The sequence below is a fragment of the Lewinella sp. IMCC34191 genome (genome assembly GCF_003390935.1).
In the GTDB taxonomy this organism is placed as follows: domain Bacteria; phylum Bacteroidota; class Bacteroidia; order Chitinophagales; family Saprospiraceae; genus Neolewinella.
The window spans coordinates 263355-287029 of record NZ_QNQZ01000001.1 but is presented as its reverse complement, the minus strand read 5'-3'; the positions used below and the strand labels follow the sequence as shown (position 1 = coordinate 287029).

Annotated in this window: 23 protein-coding genes; 18 read left to right on the top strand and 5 right to left on the bottom strand. The window is 60.7% G+C overall.

Annotated elements, in window-relative coordinates; genetic code table 11:
- Positions 1–37 precede the first annotated feature (37 nt).
- Positions 38–520: a ferritin-like domain-containing protein gene (locus DRW39_RS01170; RefSeq protein WP_116105158.1), complete on the bottom strand. Its 483-nt coding sequence runs from the start codon at positions 518–520 to the stop codon at positions 38–40.
- A gap of 189 nt (positions 521–709) precedes the next feature.
- Here DRW39_RS01170 and DRW39_RS01165 point away from each other — a divergent pair, with 189 nt between their 5' ends.
- From DRW39_RS01165 to DRW39_RS22460, 12 genes are all read left to right on the top strand, one after another.
- A complete protein-coding gene (locus DRW39_RS01165; RefSeq protein WP_157975849.1) occupies positions 710–2137 on the top strand; it encodes a c-type cytochrome domain-containing protein in 1428 nt (475 codons plus the stop codon).
- An 8-nt stretch (positions 2138–2145) separates the two neighbouring features.
- A complete protein-coding gene (locus DRW39_RS01160) occupies positions 2146–3168 on the top strand; it encodes a twin-arginine translocation signal domain-containing protein (protein ID WP_116105156.1) in 1023 nt (340 codons plus the stop codon).
- 47 nt (positions 3169–3215) lie between these two features.
- Positions 3216–5861 (top strand): DUF1553 domain-containing protein, encoded by a 2646-nt coding sequence (locus DRW39_RS01155; protein ID WP_116105155.1) that lies wholly within the window; start codon positions 3216–3218, stop codon positions 5859–5861.
- Position 5862: 1 nt separating this feature from the next.
- Positions 5863–7341 carry a DUF1501 domain-containing protein gene (locus DRW39_RS01150; RefSeq protein ID WP_116105154.1) on the top strand — a complete coding sequence of 493 codons (1479 nt, stop codon included), beginning with the start codon at positions 5863–5865 and terminating at the stop codon, positions 7339–7341.
- 243 nt (positions 7342–7584) lie between these two features.
- The gene (locus tag DRW39_RS01145) at positions 7585–9150 is read left to right on the top strand and encodes a hypothetical protein (RefSeq protein ID WP_116105153.1); all 1566 of its coding nucleotides are present in this window, start codon (positions 7585–7587) and stop codon (positions 9148–9150) included.
- Positions 9151–9367: 217 nt separating this feature from the next.
- Positions 9368–9550, top strand: coding sequence for a hypothetical protein (locus DRW39_RS01140; RefSeq protein WP_116105152.1), 183 nt, complete (start codon positions 9368–9370; stop codon positions 9548–9550).
- A gap of 46 nt (positions 9551–9596) precedes the next feature.
- Entirely contained in the window at positions 9597–9911 is a 315-nt protein-coding gene (locus DRW39_RS01135) for a transposase (protein ID WP_116105151.1), read from the top strand.
- Between the two features lie 2 nt (positions 9912–9913).
- On the top strand, positions 9914–10768 hold the full coding sequence (locus tag DRW39_RS01130) for an IS3 family transposase (RefSeq protein WP_232830029.1): 855 nt from the start codon (positions 9914–9916) through the stop codon (positions 10766–10768).
- Between the two features lie 102 nt (positions 10769–10870).
- Positions 10871–11824 carry a hypothetical protein gene (locus DRW39_RS01125; protein WP_116105149.1) on the top strand — a complete coding sequence of 318 codons (954 nt, stop codon included), beginning with the start codon at positions 10871–10873 and terminating at the stop codon, positions 11822–11824.
- Positions 11825–12509: 685 nt separating this feature from the next.
- Positions 12510–12794 (top strand): hypothetical protein, encoded by a 285-nt coding sequence (locus DRW39_RS22170; RefSeq protein ID WP_157975848.1) that lies wholly within the window; start codon positions 12510–12512, stop codon positions 12792–12794.
- A gap of 346 nt (positions 12795–13140) precedes the next feature.
- A complete protein-coding gene (locus DRW39_RS01115; protein ID WP_198664742.1) occupies positions 13141–13713 on the top strand; it encodes a class I SAM-dependent methyltransferase in 573 nt (190 codons plus the stop codon).
- Positions 13714–13719: 6 nt separating this feature from the next.
- Positions 13720–13866, top strand: coding sequence for a hypothetical protein (locus tag DRW39_RS22460; protein WP_198664741.1), 147 nt, complete (start codon positions 13720–13722; stop codon positions 13864–13866).
- 264 nt (positions 13867–14130) lie between these two features.
- On the opposite strand, the gene DRW39_RS01110 is transcribed toward DRW39_RS22460, so the two are convergent.
- Both DRW39_RS01110 and DRW39_RS01105 read right to left on the bottom strand, forming a co-directional pair.
- Positions 14131–15522, bottom strand: coding sequence for a polysaccharide lyase family 1 protein (locus tag DRW39_RS01110; protein WP_116105147.1), 1392 nt, complete (start codon positions 15520–15522; stop codon positions 14131–14133).
- Positions 15523–15735: 213 nt separating this feature from the next.
- Positions 15736–16494, bottom strand: coding sequence for a hypothetical protein (locus DRW39_RS01105; RefSeq protein WP_116105146.1), 759 nt, complete (start codon positions 16492–16494; stop codon positions 15736–15738).
- Between the two features lie 79 nt (positions 16495–16573).
- Between DRW39_RS01105 and DRW39_RS01100 the strand changes: the two genes are divergently transcribed.
- Both DRW39_RS01100 and DRW39_RS01095 read left to right on the top strand, forming a co-directional pair.
- A complete protein-coding gene (locus tag DRW39_RS01100) occupies positions 16574–16873 on the top strand; it encodes a hypothetical protein (RefSeq protein WP_157975847.1) in 300 nt (99 codons plus the stop codon).
- Positions 16874–17015: 142 nt separating this feature from the next.
- Positions 17016–18575, top strand: a complete 1560-nt coding sequence (locus tag DRW39_RS01095; RefSeq protein ID WP_116105144.1) for a hypothetical protein — start codon at positions 17016–17018, stop codon at positions 18573–18575.
- Positions 18576–18644: 69 nt separating this feature from the next.
- On the opposite strand, the gene DRW39_RS01090 is transcribed toward DRW39_RS01095, so the two are convergent.
- Together DRW39_RS01090 and DRW39_RS01085 are read right to left on the bottom strand one after the other, a co-directional pair.
- Complete coding sequence (locus tag DRW39_RS01090; RefSeq protein WP_116105143.1) at positions 18645–20042, bottom strand: TlpA family protein disulfide reductase; 1398 nt, start codon at positions 20040–20042, stop codon at positions 18645–18647.
- 53 nt (positions 20043–20095) lie between these two features.
- A complete protein-coding gene (locus DRW39_RS01085) occupies positions 20096–21097 on the bottom strand; it encodes a S41 family peptidase (RefSeq protein ID WP_116105142.1) in 1002 nt (333 codons plus the stop codon).
- Between the two features lie 9 nt (positions 21098–21106).
- On the opposite strand from DRW39_RS01085, the gene DRW39_RS01080 reads away from it, so the two are divergent.
- The 4 genes from DRW39_RS01080 to DRW39_RS22165 all read left to right on the top strand — a co-directional run bounded on the left by DRW39_RS01080 (position 21107) and on the right by DRW39_RS22165 (position 23485).
- Positions 21107–22252 carry a sensor histidine kinase gene (locus tag DRW39_RS01080; protein ID WP_116105141.1) on the top strand — a complete coding sequence of 382 codons (1146 nt, stop codon included), beginning with the start codon at positions 21107–21109 and terminating at the stop codon, positions 22250–22252.
- Positions 22252–22956: a LytR/AlgR family response regulator transcription factor gene (locus DRW39_RS01075; protein WP_116105140.1), complete on the top strand. Its 705-nt coding sequence runs from the start codon at positions 22252–22254 to the stop codon at positions 22954–22956. Before DRW39_RS01080 ends, DRW39_RS01075 begins: the two co-directional genes overlap by 1 nt.
- Positions 22957–23101: 145 nt before the next feature.
- Positions 23102–23293, top strand: coding sequence for a transposase (locus DRW39_RS22850; protein WP_116105139.1), 192 nt, complete (start codon positions 23102–23104; stop codon positions 23291–23293).
- A gap of 27 nt (positions 23294–23320) precedes the next feature.
- Positions 23321–23485, top strand: coding sequence for a hypothetical protein (locus DRW39_RS22165; RefSeq protein WP_157975846.1), 165 nt, complete (start codon positions 23321–23323; stop codon positions 23483–23485).
- Positions 23486–23675: the final 190 nt, after the last annotated feature.

Here is a 23675-nt window from a genome sequence, read left to right as displayed (position 1 = left end):
TTTTATTTATACAATTCTTCGCGCCGAAGCGCAGGAACTATACGGCCTTTTTATTGAGCTCCTGGATAGCCAGGTCGTTAAGCTCCTCGTTGTAGCGCGATTCCTCGTCCAGGATGGCGTCTAGTACCTTGACCATTTTATCGTGACCGAGGGTCATGGCGTACTTCGTGGCGGTACCGTAGCCGGCGATTTCGTAGTGGGCGCAGCGCTGGGCCTCGGCGATCAGGCCGGCGTCCTTTACGGCGTCGTTCGTGTCTTCCTCGATCATGCCCTCGCACTCCTTGATGAGTCCGGCCATGGCTTCGCACTTGACGCCGCCCGGCTTGACCTTGATGTCTTCCAGCACTTTGCGGACCCGGTCCTGCTGCGACTTGGTCTGCTTCAGCTGGTCGGTGAACATGGCCTTGAGTTTGGAGTCGGAGGCGGCCGCCACCATTTTTGGCAGGACTTCCGCCAGTTGTCCCTCGGCGGAGTACAGGTCTTTCAGTTGGTGTTCGAGGAGATCTTGTAAGTTCTTCATAGTATTGGTTTTCCACTATTCATGTGGCTATAAGGGCAACCCAGCCATGTCAGGGATGTTCGACTCCGGCAGCGGCAGCCGTCATGCGGCGGAATCCGGAGCTGGTACCCGGGTACCGCGCTGCCATAAAGGGGAGGCAAAATTACGGTGTTCGGGGGACGGGGACCGACAAGCCGGCTAATCACTAACTTGGGACCGGGCGCCAACGCCCTCATCACGATCATGCAATTACCGGTCCTGGCAGATTTCTCCCTCTTCGTCGGTCGCTTTCACCCACTCGTGGGGCACCTGCCCATCGGCTTTCTGCTGCTGGCCGCGGTACTGGAGTGGTGGCCGGGCGATCAGTCCAGATCGGCCGTCCGGGTAGCGTGGATCCTCGGGGGCGCCTCCGCCATTATTGCCGCGGTCTGCGGCTGGTTACTGGCCGCGGAGAGTGGTGGGGGCGACACGCTATTCTGGCACCGCTGGCTCGGCGTGAGCGTGGCGGTCCTCGCGATCGCCGGGATATTCGTGACCGGCCGCGGCGGAAGAGTGGCCAAGGGCTACGGTTTGCTGGTCGCCGGCGTACTTGGCCTGGCCGGACACCTGGGCGGTAGCCTCACTCACGGGGAAGACTACCTCTACCAACATGCCCCAGCAGTGGTCCAACGGCTGGTGGGGCATACGCCGGATTCGAGCGCCTACCGCGACTGGTCCCTGACGGACATTGATTCCATTTCCCTGTACGCTACCTTCCTGCAGCCGGCCCTGGAAGAAAGCTGCGTGAAGTGTCACGGGGCGGGGGAACAACGGGGCGGACTGCGCCTCGACGAGCCGCACTTTGCCTACGCTGGCGGTGACGACGGACCGCTCTTCGAAGCCGGGGAACCGCTACGTAGCCACTGGTTACAACGGGTCACCCTGCCGCGCGACCACGTAAAGGCCATGCCCCCGAACGGCGATCCGTGGACGTATACCCAGGTAGAGCTGCTCCGCTACTGGATCGCGGAGGGGGCGGACACGAATTTTGTCTTCGACGGGGAAGAAATGCCGGAAGCCCTGAAAGCGCTTCTCGAGCGGGATTACGGGCTCGATATGCGGCCGCGCCGGTTCGTGGACAACGTGGATGTCCCGCTACTCAAGGAGGCCACGATGGATCGTTTGCGGTCCCTGGGCTGGCAGCTCTCCGCGCTGCAGCCGGAGGGCGGGGCGCTCGAAGTTCAGCCGAAGCCCGGCAGCCGGATTAGCGCCGGAACCCTGCAACAGCTGGCCGACGCGGCCGCGGAACAGGTCGTCTACCTCAACCTCGACGACCAGGACCTGGACGACGCGGATCTTGCCCCCCTACCCCGCTTCTCCAATTTGAACCGGCTACGCCTTAACGGTACGCGGCTGACCAACGCAACCGTGGAAAGGCTGGTAGAGCTAGCGCACCTGGAAAGCCTGAACCTGTACGGGACGCAGGTGGACGACGGCATCTTCGAGTACCTATCCCGCTACCCTAATCTGGAACGGGTCTACCTCTGGCAGACCGACGTCAGCCTTGAAGCGGCTGCGACCTTCGCGCATAGCTACCCCCACGTGACCGTAGACACCGGTGTCCGAGCGGGAGCGCCAACATCCAGTCAAACGAAATAACATAGACCATGCCGACCAAGCACAGCCGCCGCCAATTTTTGCAGACCGCAGCTACCGTCTGCGCCGCCACGGGTGTACCCACCTTCCTTTCCGGCCAGTCGCGTGCCGATCCTCCTGCAACCGTCGGTCACGGCGACTTTACCTACCGCCCCGACCACCAGTGGGGCAAACTGGATGCGCGCAAAACGCCGGTGGTCCACTTCCACGAGATGGTGCTGGACAGCCGCGGCCGGCTCGCCTGCTCGGTAGTAAGCGACCGGGCGGACGTACTTCTCTTCGATAAGGACGGCCGGGTAGTCGACACCATCCACCACGACCTCCCCGAACCACACGGGCTTACGCTGGCGGGCGAAGGAACCGACCAAACCTACTGGCTCACGGATTCCGCCGCCGGCCGGGTACTCAACCTGGACCTGGACGGACGCATCATCCGCGAACTGAAAGTGCCCGCCGACGAGGTACCCGCCGGAAGCAACTTCAAACCCACCGAAACGACGGTGGCCGACAACGGGGACGTCTACGTAGCGGACGGCTACGGCACCAATAAGATCTTTCACTACGACGGGCAGGGCAAGCTGAAGAACGTATTCGGCGGCCCGGACCACTTCCAGTGCTGCCACGGCATCGTGGTGGACAGTCGCCGTGGCGAGCCGGAACTGCTCATTACCAGCCGGAGCAACCAACGCTTCCAGCGCTGGTCGCTGGACGGCCACCACCTGGCCACCCACGAGCTCCCCGGCCTGAAGATCTGCCGTCCCGTGCTCGCGGGCGAGCATACCCTCTTCGCCGTGATCTGGACGAAGAGCAACTGGAACTATGACGGCATGGTGGCCGTGCTGGACAAGGACTTCCGGGTGGTTTCCCTGCCGGGGGGATCCGCGCCGACGACCCAGAAAAACTTCCGGGACGTCGAGTGGGACGGCAACACTTTCCTGAACCCCCACGACGTCTGCGTGGACGAGGACGGGAACCTCTTCGTCCCCCAGTGGCTCTCCGGCATGACGCAGCCCGTGCGCCTGCGGCGGGTGTAGTGGAGAAAAAACAGTATTTTAACCTGATTGTCGAACACCCGTCTTTCATGCAACGCACGCTACTTTTTCTTCTCGTAACGGTGACCGTCTGGGCCTGCCAGCCGGAGGAGCGGGTGAGCTTCAACGACGACATCCGGCCCATCTTCAACGAAAAGTGCATCGGCTGCCACGGGGGCGTGAAGCAGGCCGGCGGCTTCGGGCTGGTGTTCCGGGAGAATGCCCTGCGGGAGACCGAAAGCGGTGCCTACGCCATCGTGCCCGGAGAGCCGGGACGGAGCGAAATCATTCGCCGGGTGCGCCACGAGGATCCGGAGCTGCGGATGCCCTTCGACGCCGAGCCGCTGGCCGAAGCGGAGATCCAACTCCTGGAACGCTGGATCGAGCAGGGAGCCGAGTGGGAGGAACACTGGGCCTATCAGCCGCCGGTCCGACCGGACATCCCGTCCCTCGGGGGGGAACAAGCGGACAATCCGATCGATGCGTTCGTGCGGGCTTCCCTTTCGGAAAAGAACATTTTACCTGCGCCCGCCGCAAAAAAGAGGATACTGCTGCGCCGGGTCAGCTTCGACCTGACCGGATTGCCCGCCCCGGACGCCCTGGCGGACGCCTATTTGGAGGGCGAGCTGGACTACGAAGCGCTGGTGGACAGCCTGCTGGCCCAACCCAGCTACGGCGAACACCAGGCCGCGAAGTGGATGGAACTGGCCCGCTACGCCGACTCCCGCGGCTACGAACGCGACCGGCCCCGCAGCATCTGGCGCTACCGCGACTGGGTGGTGGATGCCTACAACGAGGACCTGCCGTACGACGACTTCATCACCTACCAGCTGGCCGGCGACCTGCTGCCGGAACCCAGCGAGGAGCAGTTGGTAGCCACCGGCTTCCACCGCAATACGATGAGCAACGGGGAGGGCGGAACCGAGAACGAGGAGTACCGGGTAGCCGCCGTGATCGACCGGGTGAATACGACCTGGGAAGTATTCCAGGGTACCACCATGGCCTGCGTACAGTGCCACGCCCACCCCTACGACCCCATCACCCACGAGGAGTTTTATACCAGCTACGCGCTATTCAACAACACGGTTGACCACGACCACGTCACAGAGGCACCGCTCCTGCGCACGCTCTACGCGGCCGACGAACGCAAATACCAACGCCTGGAAGCGTGGATCCGGGAACGGGCGGAGGCCGACCGGCGGGAGCAGGTACGAAGCTGGCGGCAACTGATCAAGGTGCGGGAACCGCGGCTGCGGCCCGACCGCTTCGAGCACGTCGAGGGCGGCATCTTCACCGCGCGGGCCGACGAGGACGTCATGTATCTGCACGCCGGCAATTCCTTTTCCCTTCCAGCCCGCGATTTGTCGGAAGTCGGTGCCCTCCACCTCGACCTGCGGGCCATGGCCCTGGCCGGTAGCCTGGAGGTGCGGCTGGACGGTAGGGAAGGCCCCCTGCTGGCCGAGCATCCCTTCGCGCGGGGGGATGAAAAGGACCTCCGCTTGCCCCTCGACGCGCCGGACGGCTCCCACGCCCTCTACTTCATCATTCGGGGCGAAGGAACGGGGAAGCTGGCCGCGGTGAACGCCATCGGTTACGAGCCCACGCTTCCCGGCGCGGACCAAGCCGGTATCGAGGAGATTAAAGGTTACATCGGCGACCTGCTCGCGGCGAGGGATTCCGTGACTACCCCGGTGATGGTGGAAACCTCCGGAGAGAGCCGGCGGGAAAGCCACCTGTTCGACCGGGGCAACTGGCTGGTGCACGGGAAGACCGTAAGCGGGGGCGTACCGGAATTGCTGGACGGCGATTCGGATTCCGAGGTGGGAGACCGGCTCGACTTCGCCCGCTGGCTCACCAAACCCGACCAGCCGCTGACGAGCCGCGTGGCCGTCAACCGGGCCTGGGCGCAGCTCTTCGGCCGGGGGCTGGTCCCCACCATCGAGGATATGGGCAGCCAGGGGGAGCGGCCCAGCAACGGGGCACTGCTCGACTACCTGGCTACGGAATTCAGCGGTCCGCTGGGGTGGAGTAAAAAGGCCCTGCTGCGGCGCATCGTGCTGTCGCAGACGTACCGCCAGTCTTCCGAAGCCGGTCCGCAGGAGCTGGACCGCGACCCCAACAACGCCCTGCTGGCCCGGGGACCGCGCAAGCGGCTGACCGCCGAGGAAATTCGGGACCAGGCCCTGGCCGTGAGCGGATTGTTGAGTCGCAAACGCGGCGGGCCCGGCGTCATGCCCCCGCAACCCGACGGGCTGTGGGACAACATCCCCTACAGCAACATCCAGTGGGTGACCAGCGAGGGGGAGGACCGCTACCGGCGGACGCTCTACACCTACCTGCGGCGCTCGTCCATTCACCCCGTCATGACCACCTTCGACGCTTCCAACCGGGAGGTGTGCCTCAGTCGCCGCACCATTACCAATACGCCCCTGCAGGCGCTGATGACGTTAAACGACCCGGCCTACCTCGAAGTGGCCGACCGGCTCGCCGCCCGCGTCGCCGACCGAGGGGACCTGGCCGCACAGATCGACGGGCTTTACCGGATGATGCTGCGCCGCGACGCGGACCCCGGAGAGCGGGAGATTCTGACCTCCCTCTACGAAAAGGCCTACGCCGCCGAGCCGGACGCCCACGAGGCCCTGGCGGTAGTCGCCAATGCCCTGCTCAATACCGATGAATTTCTGACCACCAGCTGATATGGAACCGCTACTGAACGAATACCACCACCGGCAGGCGCATTACAACAGTCGCCGGAACTTCCTCCGCCAGGGGGCGCTCGGACTAGGGGGCGTCGCGCTGGGCGGCTTGCTGGGCTGCGGCAAGGAAACGGCTGCACCGGGAGGCAAGAGCCCCGCCGAACGGGCGATGCAAACCGCGATGCATTACGCCCCCCGTGCCAAGCGGGTGATCTACCTGCACATGGCCGGCGCGCCCTCCCAGCTGGAGCTGTTCGACTACAAGCCGGAACTGCAAAAACTGGACGGGCAGCCGTGTCCGCCCTCCCTGCTGGCCGGGAAGCGCTTCGCTTTCATCCAGGGCACGCCCATGATGCTGGGGCCGCAGGCGAAATTTCAGCAGCACGGACAGAGCGGCGCCTGGATCTCCGACCTCCTGCCCCACTTCTCCGCGGTGGCCGACGAGGTGGCTTTTCTGAAGGCCGTCCACACCGAGGAATTCAACCACGCCCCGGCCCAGCTGCTGATGCAGACGGGCAGTCCGCGCCCGGGCCGCCCCTCTTTCGGCTCCTGGGTGACCTACGGACTGGGATCGGAGAACGAGGACCTGCCGGGCTTTATCGTGCTGGCTTCCGGCGGCCGCAACCCGAGTGCCGGTAAGCAACTTTGGGGCAGCGGTTTTTTACCGTCCATCCACCAGGGCATCCAGTGCCGGACGGCCGGCGACCCGATCCTCTACCTCAGCGACCCGGACGGGATGTCGCGCGACCTGCGCGGCCACTCCATCGCCGCCATCAACGAATTAAATAAGCGGCAGTACGCCGAGGTCGGCGACCCCGAGACGCTGACGCGCATCCGACAGTACGAGATGGCCTTTAAGATGCAGATCTCCGTACCGGAGGTGATGGACATCGAGAAGGAACCCGACTACATCCACGCGCTCTACGGCACGACGCCGGGGCAGTCGACCTTCGCCAACAACTGCCTGCTGGCGCGGCGGCTGGCGGAATCCGGCGTCCGCTTCGTCCAGCTCTACGACTGGGGCTGGGACGACCACGGCACGAGTCGGGATTCGAGCGTCGACGTCGGGCTGCCCGAGCGCTGCCGCGCGATCGACCGCCCGATGGCCGCCCTGATTCAGGACCTCAAACAGCGCGGCATGCTGGAAGATACCCTGGTGGTGTGGGGCGGTGAGTTCGGCCGTACCCCCATGCGCGAAAACCGCGGTGGCGTGGAGATGCCCTATCTGGGCCGCGACCACCACGGCGAGGCCTTCACGATGTGGATGGCGGGCGGCGGCGTCAAACCCGGCGCGGTCTACGGGGAGACCGACGAGATCGGCTATGCCGGCGTGCGCGACCGCGCTCACGTACACGACGTACAGGCTACCGTGCTCAAGCTTATGGGCTTCGACCACGAGAAATTCACCTACGCCTTCCAGGGCCGCGATTTCCGGCTGACGGACGTGGCGGGGCGGGTGATCGGGGAGGTGTTGGCGTAGAGCTGTTTAATTCGGGCGGCGGGGCGCAGGTAATCTGCCTATTCGGAACAAGCAAGATTAGGCGAGCCTCAATCCCATCACCTGTCTGGTGTCCATGTGCAAACATCCGTACGGTATGCCGAACAGCCACGGTAGCGGGCCTCCCATCTGTCCGAGGCGCCGAATACCGAATTAACAAGCACCTGGGGTTGCGTACTTTCGTTCTACAGATATTCTTGCCTTGATCCTCACCCCCACCTCGCTATGCGTTTTTACCTGCTGACGTTTGCCGTCGTACTGTACACCGCCCTGTCCGCGCAACAATCCGGCTTGCATACGGAGCTGGAACTCGGTCCGGAATTGGAGAATCTCAATAAGCGCGGCCCTGAAAACATCTACGACACGCTGGGAAGAATCGGCGATTCCTACTACTATGTTTGTCAACGCATGGAGGGCCTTTCCTCGTTTTTCAAACCAACTATTCGCGCGGTATCGGCCGATCTTTCGGCTGATCGAGTCCTCGTACTGCCGGAGAAATACGGAAAGGCGGATTTCGCCGCCAATCGGGTGACGCGAATCGAGGACGATTTCTACGCTTTTGGCTCCGTTTACGATAAGAAGTCCAAGGAACAGTGGCTGGTGGTCTACACCGTGGACGGTGCGACGCTCGAATTAGTCGGCGAGGGCCGTGTGCTACGGCGGTTACCCCGGCAAGAGGTCGGTCGCGAGGGTCGGTATGCCGTTAGCCAGGCGAACGCATCCGGAATGGTCGTTGTCAGCTACGAATCGAGAACGGCGAATAGCGGAGGCCGGCAGGATCGCATCTACGAAGTACTGGATGCCCGACAGCAACTGCTGTACACCCACATTGTGCCTACACGCGAGGGGAGCAACGAACGCATTATCGCCCACGCGGAATTGGACCCGGCGGGAAATCTGTACCTGATCGGCTACGAGCAGCCTGCCAACGAACGGCGCAGCGACCCTAACGACCGCCATCGCTACATCTATGCGGTCACCCAGGGGGGAAATCAAACCACCGAACGCGAAATCACCCCGGAACTCGGTAGCGCGGCGGATCCCCTGCTCTGGATCGACCAAGGGAATACCCTTTCCCTGACGGGCATCCTCTACGACCGGGCGGGGTCGGGGGCCCTCGGTATTTACCTGCATCGCTTCGACCGCGAAACCCTTTTGCCGGTCTTCACCATGGAGCAACGCATCACCGCTACCGAGGAAAACTGGTTACGGCCGGCGGCGGCGCAGGAAGAAACCGCTACGTTCGCCCGCGATTATCTTGCCCAAGGCGGCATCTGGCACCTGCTCCAGACGGCTGACGGCGGCGGCTACCTGCATCTGGAAACGTACGGCCGGCGGGACATTACCTCCCCCAGCGGGAGGGCGTTGGACATCCACACCTTCTCCGACCAGCTGATTTTGCGCTTCGGGTCTACGGGTGAGATCGCCTGGGTACGGCCCGTTCCCCACCGCATGGACTGGAATGTATTTACCAGTTTCACATCGGCCGGAACGTTCGCAGCCACCCAGGCCGATACCCTCCTGCTCATCTTCCACAGCTCCCGGGAACAAATGGGACACATCGACAGTCGGCCGCGCACGAAGAAGAATTTTGCAAAAGGGAACGTCGTCCTGCGGTGCCTGAAGATCGGACCGGACAACACGGTAGCGGAAGGGCTCATCGACGTCTTCGACGATACCCGCTACGGATACGGCGTCTCCGCCGCCAACTACGACCCGCACACGCGGACCATGTACGCGCTCACCGGCCGTAGTTACAACCGGAAATACGCCCGTGTTGTGGTGCCATAGTTCGATTAGCGGGCTCTGATCGGTCGATCCGGGCTCCATCTTTCCTGCGACCGGTCCCGTCGTTTACCCGGTGGTCTCTACATCCGGTATTAGGCTTCGCCCCCCCTGGCCTACACGCGGCTTATCGCGCAGAGCAACGATACTAGACAGGCATAACCCCACCACCTTATCGTGCATCCTGATTCTCTTCGCCCATCCCAAATTCGAGTAATCCCGGGTGAACCGCGTGCTGATCGACCGGGTGTTGGAATACGGCGAGCAAGGCAACGTCCTGCGGGGCAAACGGGCCATGAGCGTCATCACCACGGGCGGTTCACGGGCTGTGTACTGCGTAGAGGGCGAAAGCAACTTTAGCGTAACGAATTTCTCCGTTGGAGGTGCTCAAATAAATGGACAGTGACTTCGGGTTGTAAAGATTACTACTTTCAAATCCTTAACCCGACATCATGTCAAAACTACGCAAGCGATTCACCCGGGAGGAGCGCCTGGAAATAATAAAACTGAGCTTCGAGCCCGATACCATGGTAACCGAGGTGGCCGATCGGTTCGGTATTTCGGCCACTACGTTATCCCGCTGGCGACAGGAATTTCGCCACTCTAACAACATCGAAACCTCCGGTCAAGGGATTAAGACAATGACCGAAGAGGAGCGCCAGATTGCCCGACTCAAAAAACAGTTACGTGAAACCGAACTGGAACGGGACATCTTAAAAAAGGCCATCGGCATCTTCTCCAAGAGCGACGTGAAATCTACCAATTAATAATGGATCACCGGTTGGAATTTCCCGTTGAGAAGATGTGTCAGGTCCTGGGCGTAAGCCGCAGTGGCTATTACCGGTGGTACAAGCATTTGGAGGAGGTCGAACGGCTGGATGACAACCTGGACGGACTGATCCAACGCGCGTTCGAAACCAGCCGGGAAACTTACGGTAGCCCCCGGATTTGGTACGATCTAATTAAGCAAGGCATCCGTGTCTCACGGGCTACCGTAGGCCGGCGTATGCGGCGTAAAGGCCTCCGTAGCCCCAAGCGTAAGAAACGCTGGATAGCCACGACGGATTCTGCGCACGATATGCCCGTAGCGGATAACGTTTTAGATCGCGACTTCACGGCGGAGCGACCAGCCACCAAGTGGGTCAGCGACATCACCTACTTCGAGGTGGATCACCAGTGGCACTACCTCACCATCGTCTTAGACCTGGCGGATCGGGCGATCGTCAGCTGGGTGATCAGCGATGAGATGACCGCTCAGGCAACGACGGTCGCCGCGCTCAAAAGGGCCGTAGCCAGACGTAAACCGGAAGACGATCTGGTCTTCCATTCGGATCGCGGCTCGCAGTACAGCTGCGGTAGCTTCCGCGAGGAGTTAGCGGCCGTGGGAGCTACCCAGAGCATGTCCCGCAAAGGAAACTGCGGGGATAACGCCGTAGCGGAGTCCTTTTTCAAAACGATTAAAACCGAGTGTATCGACCGGCATCAGTACCATAGTCCCCACCAGGCCTGGTGCGTTATCTTTGATTACATCGAAGGCTGGTACAACACGAACCGTATCCATACTACCCTGCGGGGCCTAACGGTCCGGCAGACCTACGAAGCAAGAACGCAACATCTCAACTAGTCAGACCTTCAGCGAAGTTGCTGTCTACTATTTTGAGCACCTCCACTCAGGTGAGTATAGAAAATGCTCTATACTGACCTGAGAGCCAACATATATTGATAAATGGAATCGATCAATAACTATTTTGCCAGGATATATATTCTAGCCCTCCTATTCATGGTTTCATCGTGCGATAAGAATACGAATCAAATTATAGACCCGGCAACAGAAATCTATGTCGAAGAGTTTTTTAAGGAAGCAAATCTTAGAGGGCTTAATTTAGATAGAGAAGATTATAATCTAATGGTTTCCTTTGAAGATTTACCAGAGGGGGCAGTCGGCCGATGCCTGTCATCTAGCAGGAAAAGGATCGCGTTGGATATTGATTACTGGCAATCGGCTAATGCGTGCGTTCGGAAATTATTAATATTTCATGAGTTAGGACACTGTATTCTAAATCGGGAGCACCTGAATCATAAGAATAGACAAGGCATTTGCCAAAGTATGATGCATGACCCTGAAATTGCACAGTGCCAGCAAATTTATACCTCTGATATATGGAGAGACTACTATTTAGATGAGCTGTTTGGAATTGACCCGGTAGATAATCTCTGGGCCGAATCTCCTATTCCGGCAACTATTGGCGATAAAACCGTAGTTTTTTCAGAGGAGCTTGAAGTTGACGAGGAGAATAACCCATTTGATGTCACGACTTTCGCTGATATCGGAGCTGATTATACAATAGTCGCTGACATCTTGGAGTTTGGTGAAACTGTTGATAGCACATATGGATTAGTCGTAAATGGAAATCTTTTCAACTTTTGTGAATGTCAATCATCAGCTATTCAAATAACAGATACCGCAATTGGTAATAACTGCCATGAAAGCTTTGCTAAGGAAAGACTACTTACTACCGTAAATAAGATACAACTTGACGTTAACCGTGGAATAGCCTCTCTTTTTATCAATGATGTTTATATCCATAGGATTAGTGGCAGTAAGTTTTCTCTTCCTGATCTGACACTTAAAGTTAAATCTAAAGGATCTCGGTCTCTCTTAACAATTTACAGTGAGTAGCTCCTATTTAACGGGTGATGATCAGCCGGGTAGAAGGCCAGCTAGATCGTGAATACTTGTAAAGTGGGGCAGCATGTCACTTGCTTCCAAAAACCTTTCAAATCTTCCCGGCAACCTTTCATATTTCTTCCGAAATGCTCCTTATCTCCGGTATTTTTGCACGGCACGGCGAAATTCGTCGGCTTTGTAAGCGGGTAAAACCAACGAGTAACTGTGACCACGTTTGTCGTCCAACTGGACTTCGAAAGTAATTCCGTCCTGGATAGGGTAACAAGAGATTGCCAGCGATTCCCATGTCCGGTTTAAAAGCTATGCTATTCGTATCGGAAGACTATAATGCGACAATCGTCTTAGGACCTATGTCGTCAGCTAGCCAAATGCGGGCTAATTTCTAGACTCCCGCTGGGGACCGGTTGACAGTCGAAGCGTTTTTTATAGCTTGAATTTCAAAGTGCCTCGCTGGTTTGGCAAAAGCCTTCGGTCTACCGAGCAGCTATTTTTCCTGCGCTCCGTCGCCCAATTAATGCAATTCGAGTATGCGTGCTTTATGTCGATTCGAGTTTTGGTCGATAAGCAGCCGCCTAGTTGCAATCAGGCGCTCTATTTTCGTCCGGCGCGGACAACCCTGCACGGTAGCTGGACCTGGCTAATTATGGTGCACGCGCCCACGAGTAACATCGCTATTATGAAGAAAAGCGCCTACGGCACCCCCCTACTTCTCCAGAACGGCTCAACGCAGGCCTTCGAAAAGGTCGATCCGCCCAGCGAGCTGTTTATTCAGCAAACCGTATTCGAATGCCCGGACCTGCTGCCGTTCAGTGACAATGACGAGTCGTTCAATCCGTGCTTGGCGATCTGTACGGAATTGCGCACGCCTGCCGGTCCGCTGGATATACTGATGGTGACGCCCGACGGGGAGTTGTGCAACGTCGAGGCCAAGCTGTGGCGGAATCCGCAGGCGAGGCGGTAGGTGATCGCGCAGATTCTGGATTACGCCAAGGAGCTCGCGTCGTGGACGTACGAAGACCTGCAACGGGAAGTAAGCCGGAAGCTGGATGCGAAGGGGAACGTGCTGTACCAAACGCCATACGGGGCAGTTGGGAGCTGCTAATCCTACCTCATTGCGCGGATCATAAGATTATCGGTTATCCGGCTGAGGTAAAGCTAATGCTCACCCTGGAATACGTCGGGGAATGGAAAGAGCTACCGTAGGGATTTGCATGAACCCCTGCCTCCTATTCTACCATTCGAAGTTGCCCGAGGAAAGGGAATAACCATAATAACTTCGTTCGCCTTTCCTGAAAAACCATCCGATCGTGCCCCTCCGCCTTCTCCCCCTCCTGTTCTACCTGGCCGTTTGTACCGGCTGCACCGCGCAAGCCGATCCGCCGCCGCCGGAAGACACCGCGCCATATACCTTCCAATCTCCTTCGCGCGACGGTACCGGCAAGTACTACCTCAGCCGGGAGATCAGCCACGTCATGGGCCACCTCGCCGCCGACTGGCTGGAGCGGCCCGAGCGGGAGGCGGAGGAAAACGTCAGCCAGGCCATCGACAATATGGACATACAGGCCGACGAGGAGATTGCCGACATCGGGGCCGGCTCCGGCTACTACAGCTTTCGTATGGCCGAAAAGGCACCGCAGGGGAAGGTGTACGCCGTCGACATCCAACCCGAAATGCTGGACCTTATGCGGCAGCGGATCGAGCGGGAGGGCATCAATAAGGTGGAGCTGATCCGGGCCACCGAAAGCAGTCCGCAGCTGGAAGCCAACTCCGTCGACCTAGCCATCATGGTGGACGTGTACCACGAGCTCGCCTACCCCCGGGAAATGATGCAAACCATCGTCAGCGCTCTGCGGCCGGGCGGGCGCTTCGTCCTGCTGTAGTACCGCATGGAAGACCCCTCGGTGCCCATTAAACGCCTGAATAAAATGTCGGAAGCACAGGCCGTACGGGAGATGGAAGCCGTCGGTCTAACGCTGCGGGAGAACATCGATAACCTCCCCTGGCAGCACTGTATGATCTTCGTCAAGCCGTAGTTGGCCCGCTCCGGAACCTACGCCCCATTCCTCCGACGGGCTAGCGTGCAAGGAGCCTACTAAAAATCGCCCCGGCTGCTTTGAGAGTGGGAATTCTTCGGTCAGTTTCCGGGCTTGGTGCTGTACTCAGCAACCGAATGAGGGACCCCCGCAGGATGAAGCCGACGGAAACCACCGGTCTCGCCGGAAAAGGAAACAATCACCTATCGCACGGAAGAGCCGAAGGACGGGCCACCACTATTCTCCCCCCGGCCGCTCCCCACCCTACCGGATCCCGTTCAAATACTTTTCCAGCATCGTATACCCATCCGGAGCTACCGTATTGCGGTCCGCGGGATTATCCTTGTCCAGGCCGTGGCGATCCTCCCAGGCATCGGGCATACCGTCCCGGTCGGCGTCTGCCGGGACCGGACCGGTGGGAAGCGCGGGCCATCCCCCTACGTCCCGCTGGGTGTCGATGATGCCGGTGACGGTGTTGGCTCCAACCTCCGGGTGGTCGCGCCGGTAGCTACCGCCCCCGTAGGTGGCCCCACCGCTGCGGACGTCCCGAACGATGCGGGTATCGACCGTGTCGCGCCGCGGTAAGATCGCCCCGGCGCTGTCCAGCACGACGGCCAAAGCTTCCCGCGCGAAGTGCGCGGTCACCGGCATCGCCGGCCAGGGATCCGGGAGGCGGAGACTATCGAGGGGCAGGTCGGTTTGCACGCCGCCGTTCCAGTTGTCGGCGGTTACCGTCTCGTTCTCTTCCATCACGTTGCCGGCTACGTACCACCGGCCGTAATCCGCCGCACCGCGGGCTGAGGGATTGACGATGCGGTGCCTCCCCTCCCCCGGTAGCGTCGCCGGGCCGGGTCGGTAGTAGTTGGCGACCACGTTGAAGGTCGAGAAGTTGAAGGCGTCGTTGCCTACCTGACTGGCCTCTCCCCCGTAGGTGCTGTTGTACCCCCAGTTGTAGATGACGTTGTTGCGGAAATCGGTGTAGCCAGAGCCCGAGGCCATGCGGGGGTTGCGGCTGCTGTGGTGGGCCAGTAAGTTGTGGTGGTAGCTCCCGTGGTTCGACCCCCAGATCCCCCCGAAGCCGTGGGTGCCCTTCTCGTGATTGGAGTCGTACATGCTTTCCGTGATCATCGACCACTGCACCGTGATGCTATCGCAGTGGTAGACGGACAGCGTCTCGTCCACGCTCCAGCTCGCCGACAGGTGATCCAGGATAACGTGCTTGTGGTAGCGTCCGGAGACGGCGTCGTAATCCCGACCGGAAACGTCGCCCGGGCGGATGCGCAGGTAGCGGACGATGATGTGGTCGGCGTCGATGTTCAGGGGGTAATTCTTCAGACAGATGCCCGCGCCGGGGGCTGTCTGCCCCGCGATCGTAAGGTACGGATGGCGGACGGTCAGGGGACTCTCCAGCTCGACGTTCCCGCTCACCCGGAAAACCACCGTTCGCGGCCCCGGGGCTTCCACCGCCGCCCGGAGGCTACCCGGCCCGGCGTCGTGGAGGTTCGTGACGGTGTAGACCACGCCGCCCCGCCCCCCGAGCGCGAATTTCCCGTAGCCCTCGGCGGTGGGGAAGGCGAGTTGCTGGGCCGGGAGGCCGGCGCTGATACAGCAGATGAAGAGGAGAACCCAGTAGCGCGGTAGAGAGGCTGAAACCATGATCGATAAGCTTGGGAAAAAGATACGGGATATTCTTACGGGCAGTAGTATGCGGTCATTCTCAACTCAGGCTAGCGATCACCCGGCGGTAGGGCTTCGGCGTGCCCGTTTTTGCGGCGGCGCGCAGGAAATAAGCGATCCCCGGCCAACAGCCTTTGCCAAGCATTTGTATCCCTTGGTGATCATCCGCGTCCATTACCGGGGACTCCATGATTAGTGCGGCAAAAGGAGAACTCCACATAGCCGGTCCAGGCTCTGGTGCCGCAGCTGATGCAGCGCCCTTTCCAGCATCTGCGCAAAACGCGGCGGCCAGTCCGACGACCCCGAGCAGGCAAAGGCGGGGAGGGCGTCGCGGTCACCGCCGCATACGCTGTATTCGTTTTCCCAGCTTGCGGTCCCTTGGATCCATTCGGGAAAGCGGACCACGCCGCCCCCGGCGGCGTAGACACCCAATTCCCCGGTTACGGTTACCGTGTAGGACTGCGTGATCTCCTCCACCCTACCCTCGATGGTTTTATAGTGCTCGATCTCCTTTACCTTCAAGACAACGGTGGAGTCGTTGATCCGCTCTTCGTATTCGATCTTTTCGACGTAGTCCAGCACCTCCTCCTGGTAGATCGTAACGTCCGAGTCCTCTCGCGGACCGTATTCGTAGAAGCTGGTGGGTTGCAGGTCGGCGGTGTAGTCGGGCGGGATGCCGGTCTCCCGGAAGTCGATGACCAGCCAGTCGTCCTCCGCACCGACGTCGAAGGTGCCCAGGTCAATGGCGGCGTTGACGAGTTCGGCTTCCCCGGTGATGCGCACCACGATCCGCACGGTACCGAGAAAGCGCAGCTCCCCGCGCAAGGATGCGAAGTCATTCAGCCGCTCGGGCAGGAAGTACAGCGCTTGCTCGAGATCGTAGTAACCTCGGCGGGCCGCCGCCTTGTCCCCCGCCCGGGCGGCCCGGGTGCCGGCATCGATGCGTGCCAAATAGTACTGCCCCGCGGCGAGTCGGGCGTCTTCGGTGCGCCGCTCCAGTTCCCGGAGACCGTAGCCACCCCGGTAGTCGGTGGGGGCGTTGAGGGGGGAAGTAGTCGACTACGGCGGCGAGCCGCTCGTGCATTTCCCGGTACAGCGTATACAGCTCCGGCCAGCGGTCGGCGCCGGCGGTGGAGTCCAGTTGGCGCGCCGCCCGGTAGTCGGCGGAATGTGCCGCGTCGAAGGTTGCCAGCAGCCGCTCCACGGAGCGAGTCCGCGGCGTCCGCTGCCGCTCCACCTGCTCCAGGGCAAACCGGAAATCGCGCTGCAGCGGAATGACCGGCGGCCCGCAGGCGAGCAGGAGCAAAAGGGGCAGCAAAAGGAAGAGTAGCCGGCCCACCATCTATTTTCGCGGGAGGCTCAGCTTCGTGCCGGTATAGATTGCGGACCACTATCTGCTAGGGTAGATCTAAATAGTGCAGCCGGCGTGTTCGGAGAATCCGGGGTATCATTATAATCTAACCCGGACTTCTATGCTACTACGCTGTCAGCCACCATTTACCCAGCTTCGATTACTGGCCCTGTTCGTGATGGTAAACTTCACCACCCTCGGCGCACAGGCAGACTATGTCAACAGTCTGCTGACCTACGGTGACTTTGCCGTTGGTTTTGATCACCAGGTTAGGATCGACAGCAGCCGCGTATACCGCCGGGAACAGGACTACACCGAAGACCTCCAGTTTCGGGAGATTCCCGTGAGCCGCTGGTATCCCGCAAACGGACCGGGACGGATACGCATGACCGTTAGCGACTACCTGGCGGTGCTCAAGGAGGAAGAAGAATGGGAGGAACTACCGGTGGAATACATTTTCGACTGGTTCTACTACCCGCGCAATGCGGTTACCGAACGAAACGCCACCTACCCCACGCAGGCATTCCGCGCGGCAAGCCCGGTGCCGGATCGCTTCCCGGTGGTGCTGTACGCCCCCAGCTATCAGGCTTCCTCCAGTGAAAACTTTATGCTCTGTGAGTATTTGGCCAGTCACGGCTACCTGGTTCTCGCGGCGCCCTCACGCGGCGCGCGAACCCTCCGGCTGACCGGGGGAACCGTGGAGGATGCCGCCGCCCAGCAACGCGACCTGGAGTATCTGTTCGGCCTCGCTGCGGGACTGCAGCAGGCCGACCTTGAGCGGGTCTACACGATCGGGTTCAGTTTTGGGGGGTTAAGCAATGTCCCCTTCGCCATGGCGAACCGCTTCGTCGACGGGGTGATTAGTTTGGACGGCACGATTAAGTACAATTTACCGGTCGCGGCGGGGCTCCCCGGTTTTGATCCGGGCCGTTTCCGGGTGCCCTTCGTTCATTTTCGGCAGAAGCCCATCCCGGACACGGTGATGGTGGCGGACGGAATCGACCCCAGTCTCGCAGAGCGCTTCGCGTTTCTGGATTCCCTGCACGACGTCCCCGCCTACGAGTTCGAAGCGCCGGACCTTACGCACGGCCAGTTCGCCAGCTACGGTATACTGTTTGCGCCCCGGGACGAGCGGCAGGACCGTCCGGCCGAACGCATTCACCTGGGGTACGCCGGGCTTTGCGAAGCCGTGCTTACCACGCTTCGCCACATGGAGCAATACGCGCCGCAGCAAGGGTGGGATGACACTGCCTACGTAGCGGAGATCGTCGGGACCGGCCAGCAGCTGATCAACCGCTCTACCTCAACCTCCCCCGCGTCCGTACCCGGGGCGGCCGCTTTTTTCGATCGCGTACGGGAAAGGGGCTTTGAACACATTGACAGCGTATACTTAGATCTTCGGCGGCACCATCCGGGGTTCGCCCTACCCGAGGGAGTGCTCAATACCGTCGGGCTACAGCTCGGCCTGAGTGGTGACGTATCGGAGCAGCGGGATGGTACGGCAGTACTTGACTTCGCCGTCGACCGCTACCCGGCGTCGGCTAACCTACACGATAGCCTGGCCACGGTGTGCCTCCACCGCGGACTGAGAGACCGGGCCATCCAACACTTCAAGCGGTCGCTGACGCTGTTTCCGGGGAACGAGCACGCAAAGTGGCAATTGCAAAAATTAGGACAATAGTCATCGTACTTCAGAACCTCGTTAGCAGGTGACCATTGCGGTTCGAAAATACTTGGTCGTGAACCGTATTCAGCGAGAATGCTCCAAGAGGTCTGCGAAATGTAACGGATTCAGACTTTCCACCCGGGATACCTGGATGCGCCCTCCGGCGTCCAGCAGTACCTTTCGGGGGATGCCGGTAATGTGGAAGGCTTCGCGCACCGCCGCCACGTCGGTAGCGCGGTACTCGTGCGGGACCAGGGCGTCACGGTTCTTGCTGAGGTAGGCCGTCCACGGAGCATCGCGTTCGTCGACTGAGATGCTGACGACCGTCAGGAGATCTTCCTCTCGCGCGTAACCGGCGAGTGCCTGAATTTGCGGCTTCTCCGCAATGCACGGCGCGCACCAGGTAGCCCAGAAATCCAGGAGAAGCGGACCATCCGCTACCTCAAGAAGCGAAAGGGTGTCTCCGTTGGCGTTGACCAATCGGATATCCGCGGCCGCTTCGCCCTCCGCGGCGGAGAGGGTACGCGCATACGCGGAACGGTAGAGATCGCGGTAGGGATTCGCTGCGTCGTCCTCCATGAACTCCGTCACCGCCCGAATGGCCGTGGCCGGCTCAGTGCGGGTGAGCAGATAACCGCCGCCGGAGAGCAATTCGTTCAGGTAGACGCTCTGGTAAAGCCAGCGTAAGTCTTTAGGCGGCACCCGTTCGGAGATGAAGGTGAAAAAGCGGTCGATTCCGAGGCTGTCGTGCCGGCGCAGGTATTCCAACTCCAGCCGCTTCACGGCGTTGTCCGGCAGCAGGTAGTTCAGGGTGTCCGTTACGTCGCTGGCGTCCGAAAAATCCAGCGCGGGATGATTGGCGGCCAGGTTGTTTGCCGTAATGGCGTAGAAGTACTGAAAGGACTGAATGTTCTGCCTGGATTTGTCGACCAGCAAAGCGCGTTCCGCGGCGTCCAGATCGGAGTAGTTGCGCTCCACCAGCGCGGAAACCGCCGCGACCATGCTATCGCCGTACGCCATGGCACCTACCGGATCGTCGGCGGTGAACACCGCCCCGGAATAGCCCTGAATGATGGCCAAGCGCTCGTACTGCAGTCGGTTGAAGGCGGCATCAAAGGCCAGGGTGCTGGTCCAGCTGCTGTCGCCGGCAATGCGGATCTCGCGCGAACGTCCCGTCAGATTGGTGATCACGAAGGAAGAATCGGAAGTCCCTAGGGTGACGGTGTACATTTTGGGTACGGCGGGCGTGGTATCCCGGATGGTAAACTCAGTCGTGTCTTCCGCCACCGCTGACTCGGTAATTAGCCGCCGGATCGAAACGGGCAGCTCGGAAACGATGCGAATCTCGGACGCAGGTTCTTCCCGGTCGGGCGAGCAGCCAAGCGCAAAAATGAGGAGCAGCAGCAGGGAACAGGGGTAGCCGGCGCAGCGGGTCAATAGCGCGGTGGTTTCCGCGTACCTCCAGGTCAGGGGATCGAGCATAGTTTCCAATATAGGGTAAGCGTGTCAGTATGACTTCCCGGACCGAGCAGCCGCTATTTACCCGACTGCTGCATGGCGTCCAGCCACGCTTTCGCTTCCGCAAGGGGATCCTCGGTCACGACGTCGGGCACGATCTCCTTTCCGTAGGCGTGTTTCTTCCGGTCGCCGTATACGGAAACGGTCAGGTTCAGCAGGGCGCCGTCGGACATATAATGGGTAAAATTGGTCGTGGAATAGCCCGCCGTCGCCGTGCCGAAACTCCGGGTGTCGGGCCGCCCACGGAAAGACACCGTAACGACCTCCCCGGAACTTCCGGTTCGGCCGTCCGTCAGTACCGCTACGCGGGGATGCGGGTGGTGTAGTTGGTAGGGAGTACCGCTCACCTCCACCATCCGCCGGCCTTTCTGTACCGAAGCACCCTTGCGGTACCCCCAGGAATCAGCGTGGCGGCCGTCCCGATCCATGAAGTAGCCGGCGGTCCCTTCGCCGAGAATGGGCCCCAGGCCCGTGAGCATCGGCCAGCAATTTCCGCCGCCGTTCCCCCGCAGGTCGACCACCCAGCCGGTCGTGTTGGGACCGTCCAGTCGGGCAATAAGGGACTGCAACGAATCGGCAAAGTGCTGCATCGTCGGGCCGTGACCGGTGTGGACCATGGGAACGGACACGTAGCTCACCTCCGGGCTGATGACATGACCGGTGGCCTGGGAAATATCCTGGATACCTCCGGCCGCTTCTTCGTCTCCCCCGCCCGATTGCCAGCGCTCCGTTCTACCGGGATCCATCAGGAAGGAGTGCCGATTCACCCGCCCCAGGATATCCCGGAGGGCGGGATAGGTTTCCGAAGTGGTCGTTGCCCCCCGCGCAAGGCTATCGGCGCGTTGGCGCAGGGCTACCCAGTCGAACCGTTCGTGGTCCAGCGCCAGCCTACTGACGACGGTAAAGAACTCGTCGAGGTAGGCTGCGGCCGGGCTCTGGGCCGGCGGTGGTGGGGAGTGCCGAACGGCGCAGGATTGGACAAAAACGCACAGTAAAAACAGGGGGATTAGATATCTCATGGCCCGAATATGCAAGCTTCTCCCCCACCCCGGAAGGGAAATGACGTGAAGGCGGGTCGTACAGGCGCGGATGCGGGTGCCGGGCCTTTTGGGGCGGGCCGGGGAATGCTACTTTTGCGTATCGAAGCGAAACAACGCGAGCACCGGGCCTACTGGTACTGTCAACTCATCGGCTGGAGTTTGGTGGGGCTGTACTGGTCATACTACACCGATCCGTACTACCTGGGGTTCATTGCCGTTCCGCTTCTCCTGGCCCAGGTAGGCTGGCAGATCGGGGCGACGCACCTCTACGCCCGCACGGCCCGGGTCCACGGATGGACGCAACTTCCCCTGCCCCGCATCCTTCCGGTCGTGCTGACCGCCTGGCTCGTCCTGGTAGCCCAGTACATGCTGATGACCTGGGTAGGCTACCGCGTGCTCCGCACCGACGCCTACGGGGGCTTCCTGACCGTCGTACCGGGGGCCCTAAGCGGCGGAGCGCGCTACCTCGCCATCTGGCTGCTGGCCTTCCACGGGTACCACCTCGCACGCCAGAGCGCCCTGCACGCCGCCGAGGCCGCACGTCAGGCGCAGCTGGTCACCGAAGCGCGGCTGACCAAACTAACGGGGGAACTCAACCCCCACTTTCTCTTCAATGCCCTGAACAGCATTAAGGCCCTTACCCGGGAGGATCCGGGGCGGGCCCGAACGGCCATTGATCACTTGGCGGCGCTGCTCCGCCAGTCGCTCCGGCAGGAAGGCGGCGGGGAGATCACGCTGGCCGCGGAACTGGCGCTGGTGCGCGAATACCTGGCGCTGGAACAACTCCGCTTCGAGGAGCGGCTGGTGGTGGACTGGCAGCTACCGTCCGGTTGCGAAAGCTACCGGCTCCCTCCCTTGAGCCTGCACACCCTCGTGGAGAACGCCGTGAAGCACGGCATTTCCCGGCGCCCGGGCGGCGGATGCATCGCCGTCAGGGTGCGATCGACCCGAGTGGACTGGGCTATTGAAGTAACGAACGACGGCGACTACCCCACGGGCGGTCGGGGGCGGGGGCTCAGCAACCTGCGGCAGCGCCTGGCGCTGCACTACGGAAGCCGGGCCAGCCTGACGCTGGAGCCCGTTGATGCCACGGGAAGCCCGCAAGTGGTGGCCACGCTAAAACTGCCCCGCTGATGATGAATCTACGTTGCTTGGTGGTCGACGACGAGCGATTGGCGCGGGTGGAGCTCGCCGCCCTGCTCGCGGAAGCGGGCGGTTGTCAGGTGGTGGGCGAGGCCGCTTCGGTGACCGGTGCCGTCGCGGCCGTTCGGGCGCACCGCCCGGACGTTGTTTTCCTCGACATCCAGATGCCGGAGGCCAACGGTTTCTCCCTGTTTGACCTGCTCCCCGATCCACCCCTGGTCGTGGTCGTTTCCGCCTTCGACGCCAATGCGGTACGGGCCTTTACGGTGCAGGCGGTCGACTACCTGCCCAAGCCGGTTACGCCCGACCGACTCGCAATGGCCCTGGAACGGGTACGGGAACTCCTTGCCGGCCCTCCGGAACAGGATCCGCTCTACGTGGAGGACAAGCAGGGCGGCCGCTTCGTAGCTACCGACGCAATTTACCTGGTCCGGGCGTACGACCACTACGTCCGCCTTTACCACGGGGACGGCACTTCGCTGCTGCGCCTGCCGCTCCGGGAACTTGAAAAACGCCTGCCCCCGGACGCGTTCTTCCGCTGCAGCCGTTCGGAGATCGTCCGGGTGTCCGCCATCCGGCACTTCCGCTCCCTCAGTCGGGGTCGTTACTTGCTCAGCGTGGGAACGGAAGATGAAGAAGTGATCATGTCGGAAGCACGGGCGGTGAAGTGGCGGCAGCGTTTTACGGCTACGTAAGGTCAGCAATTGCCTCGTGTCAAAAAAGGATTTGACGGAGAATGCATTTGCTTTATTCTCTTATTAGAGCTTGTGTCGGAATATATCTGAGCCGATAAAAGTGGCTGCTGGTCTGTTTTGAAAGGTGACTAAACCGAGTAAAAACATGCAAAGGCGTTACACCCCGCTGACCAACAGCCAGTGGGAAGTTATAAAGCAATTCTTGAACTGTGGTCGCAAACGAAGGCTGTGGCTGAGACGCGTTTTCGATGCGATTCTTTACATCACCCGTACGGGTTGCCAATGGCGCAACCTTTCCCAGACTAGATTTCCGGCCTGGAGCGCGGTGTACTCCTAATTTCACCAGTGGTCCTTGGGTGGCGTTTTGACCAAAATTAATCTGGCGCTCAATCAACTGGAAAGAGGTCAGCTGAAGTGCCCCCGCCTCCGCGAGTTTCTAAGTACCGACCGGGCTATCTCCCAAGCCCTCCTGCACCTGCTGACCGGCCGGGTTGTGCGGGAGAGCGGCCACCTCGTCAACCAGGACTAAGACAGCGTACGCCGGCGCACCGCCCTCGTCCTCGGCGACCTCCAGGAGCGCCACGGCGGGGATGGAGCTGCGGGGTTTGCTGGTTTAAGCGCAGAACCTCGGAGCGAACCCAAGCACCTCCGGGTATACGGCAGCATCACATAGTAGGACCCCCCATCGGGGTACCAAACTGCAATAGCAGGTTCCGTAA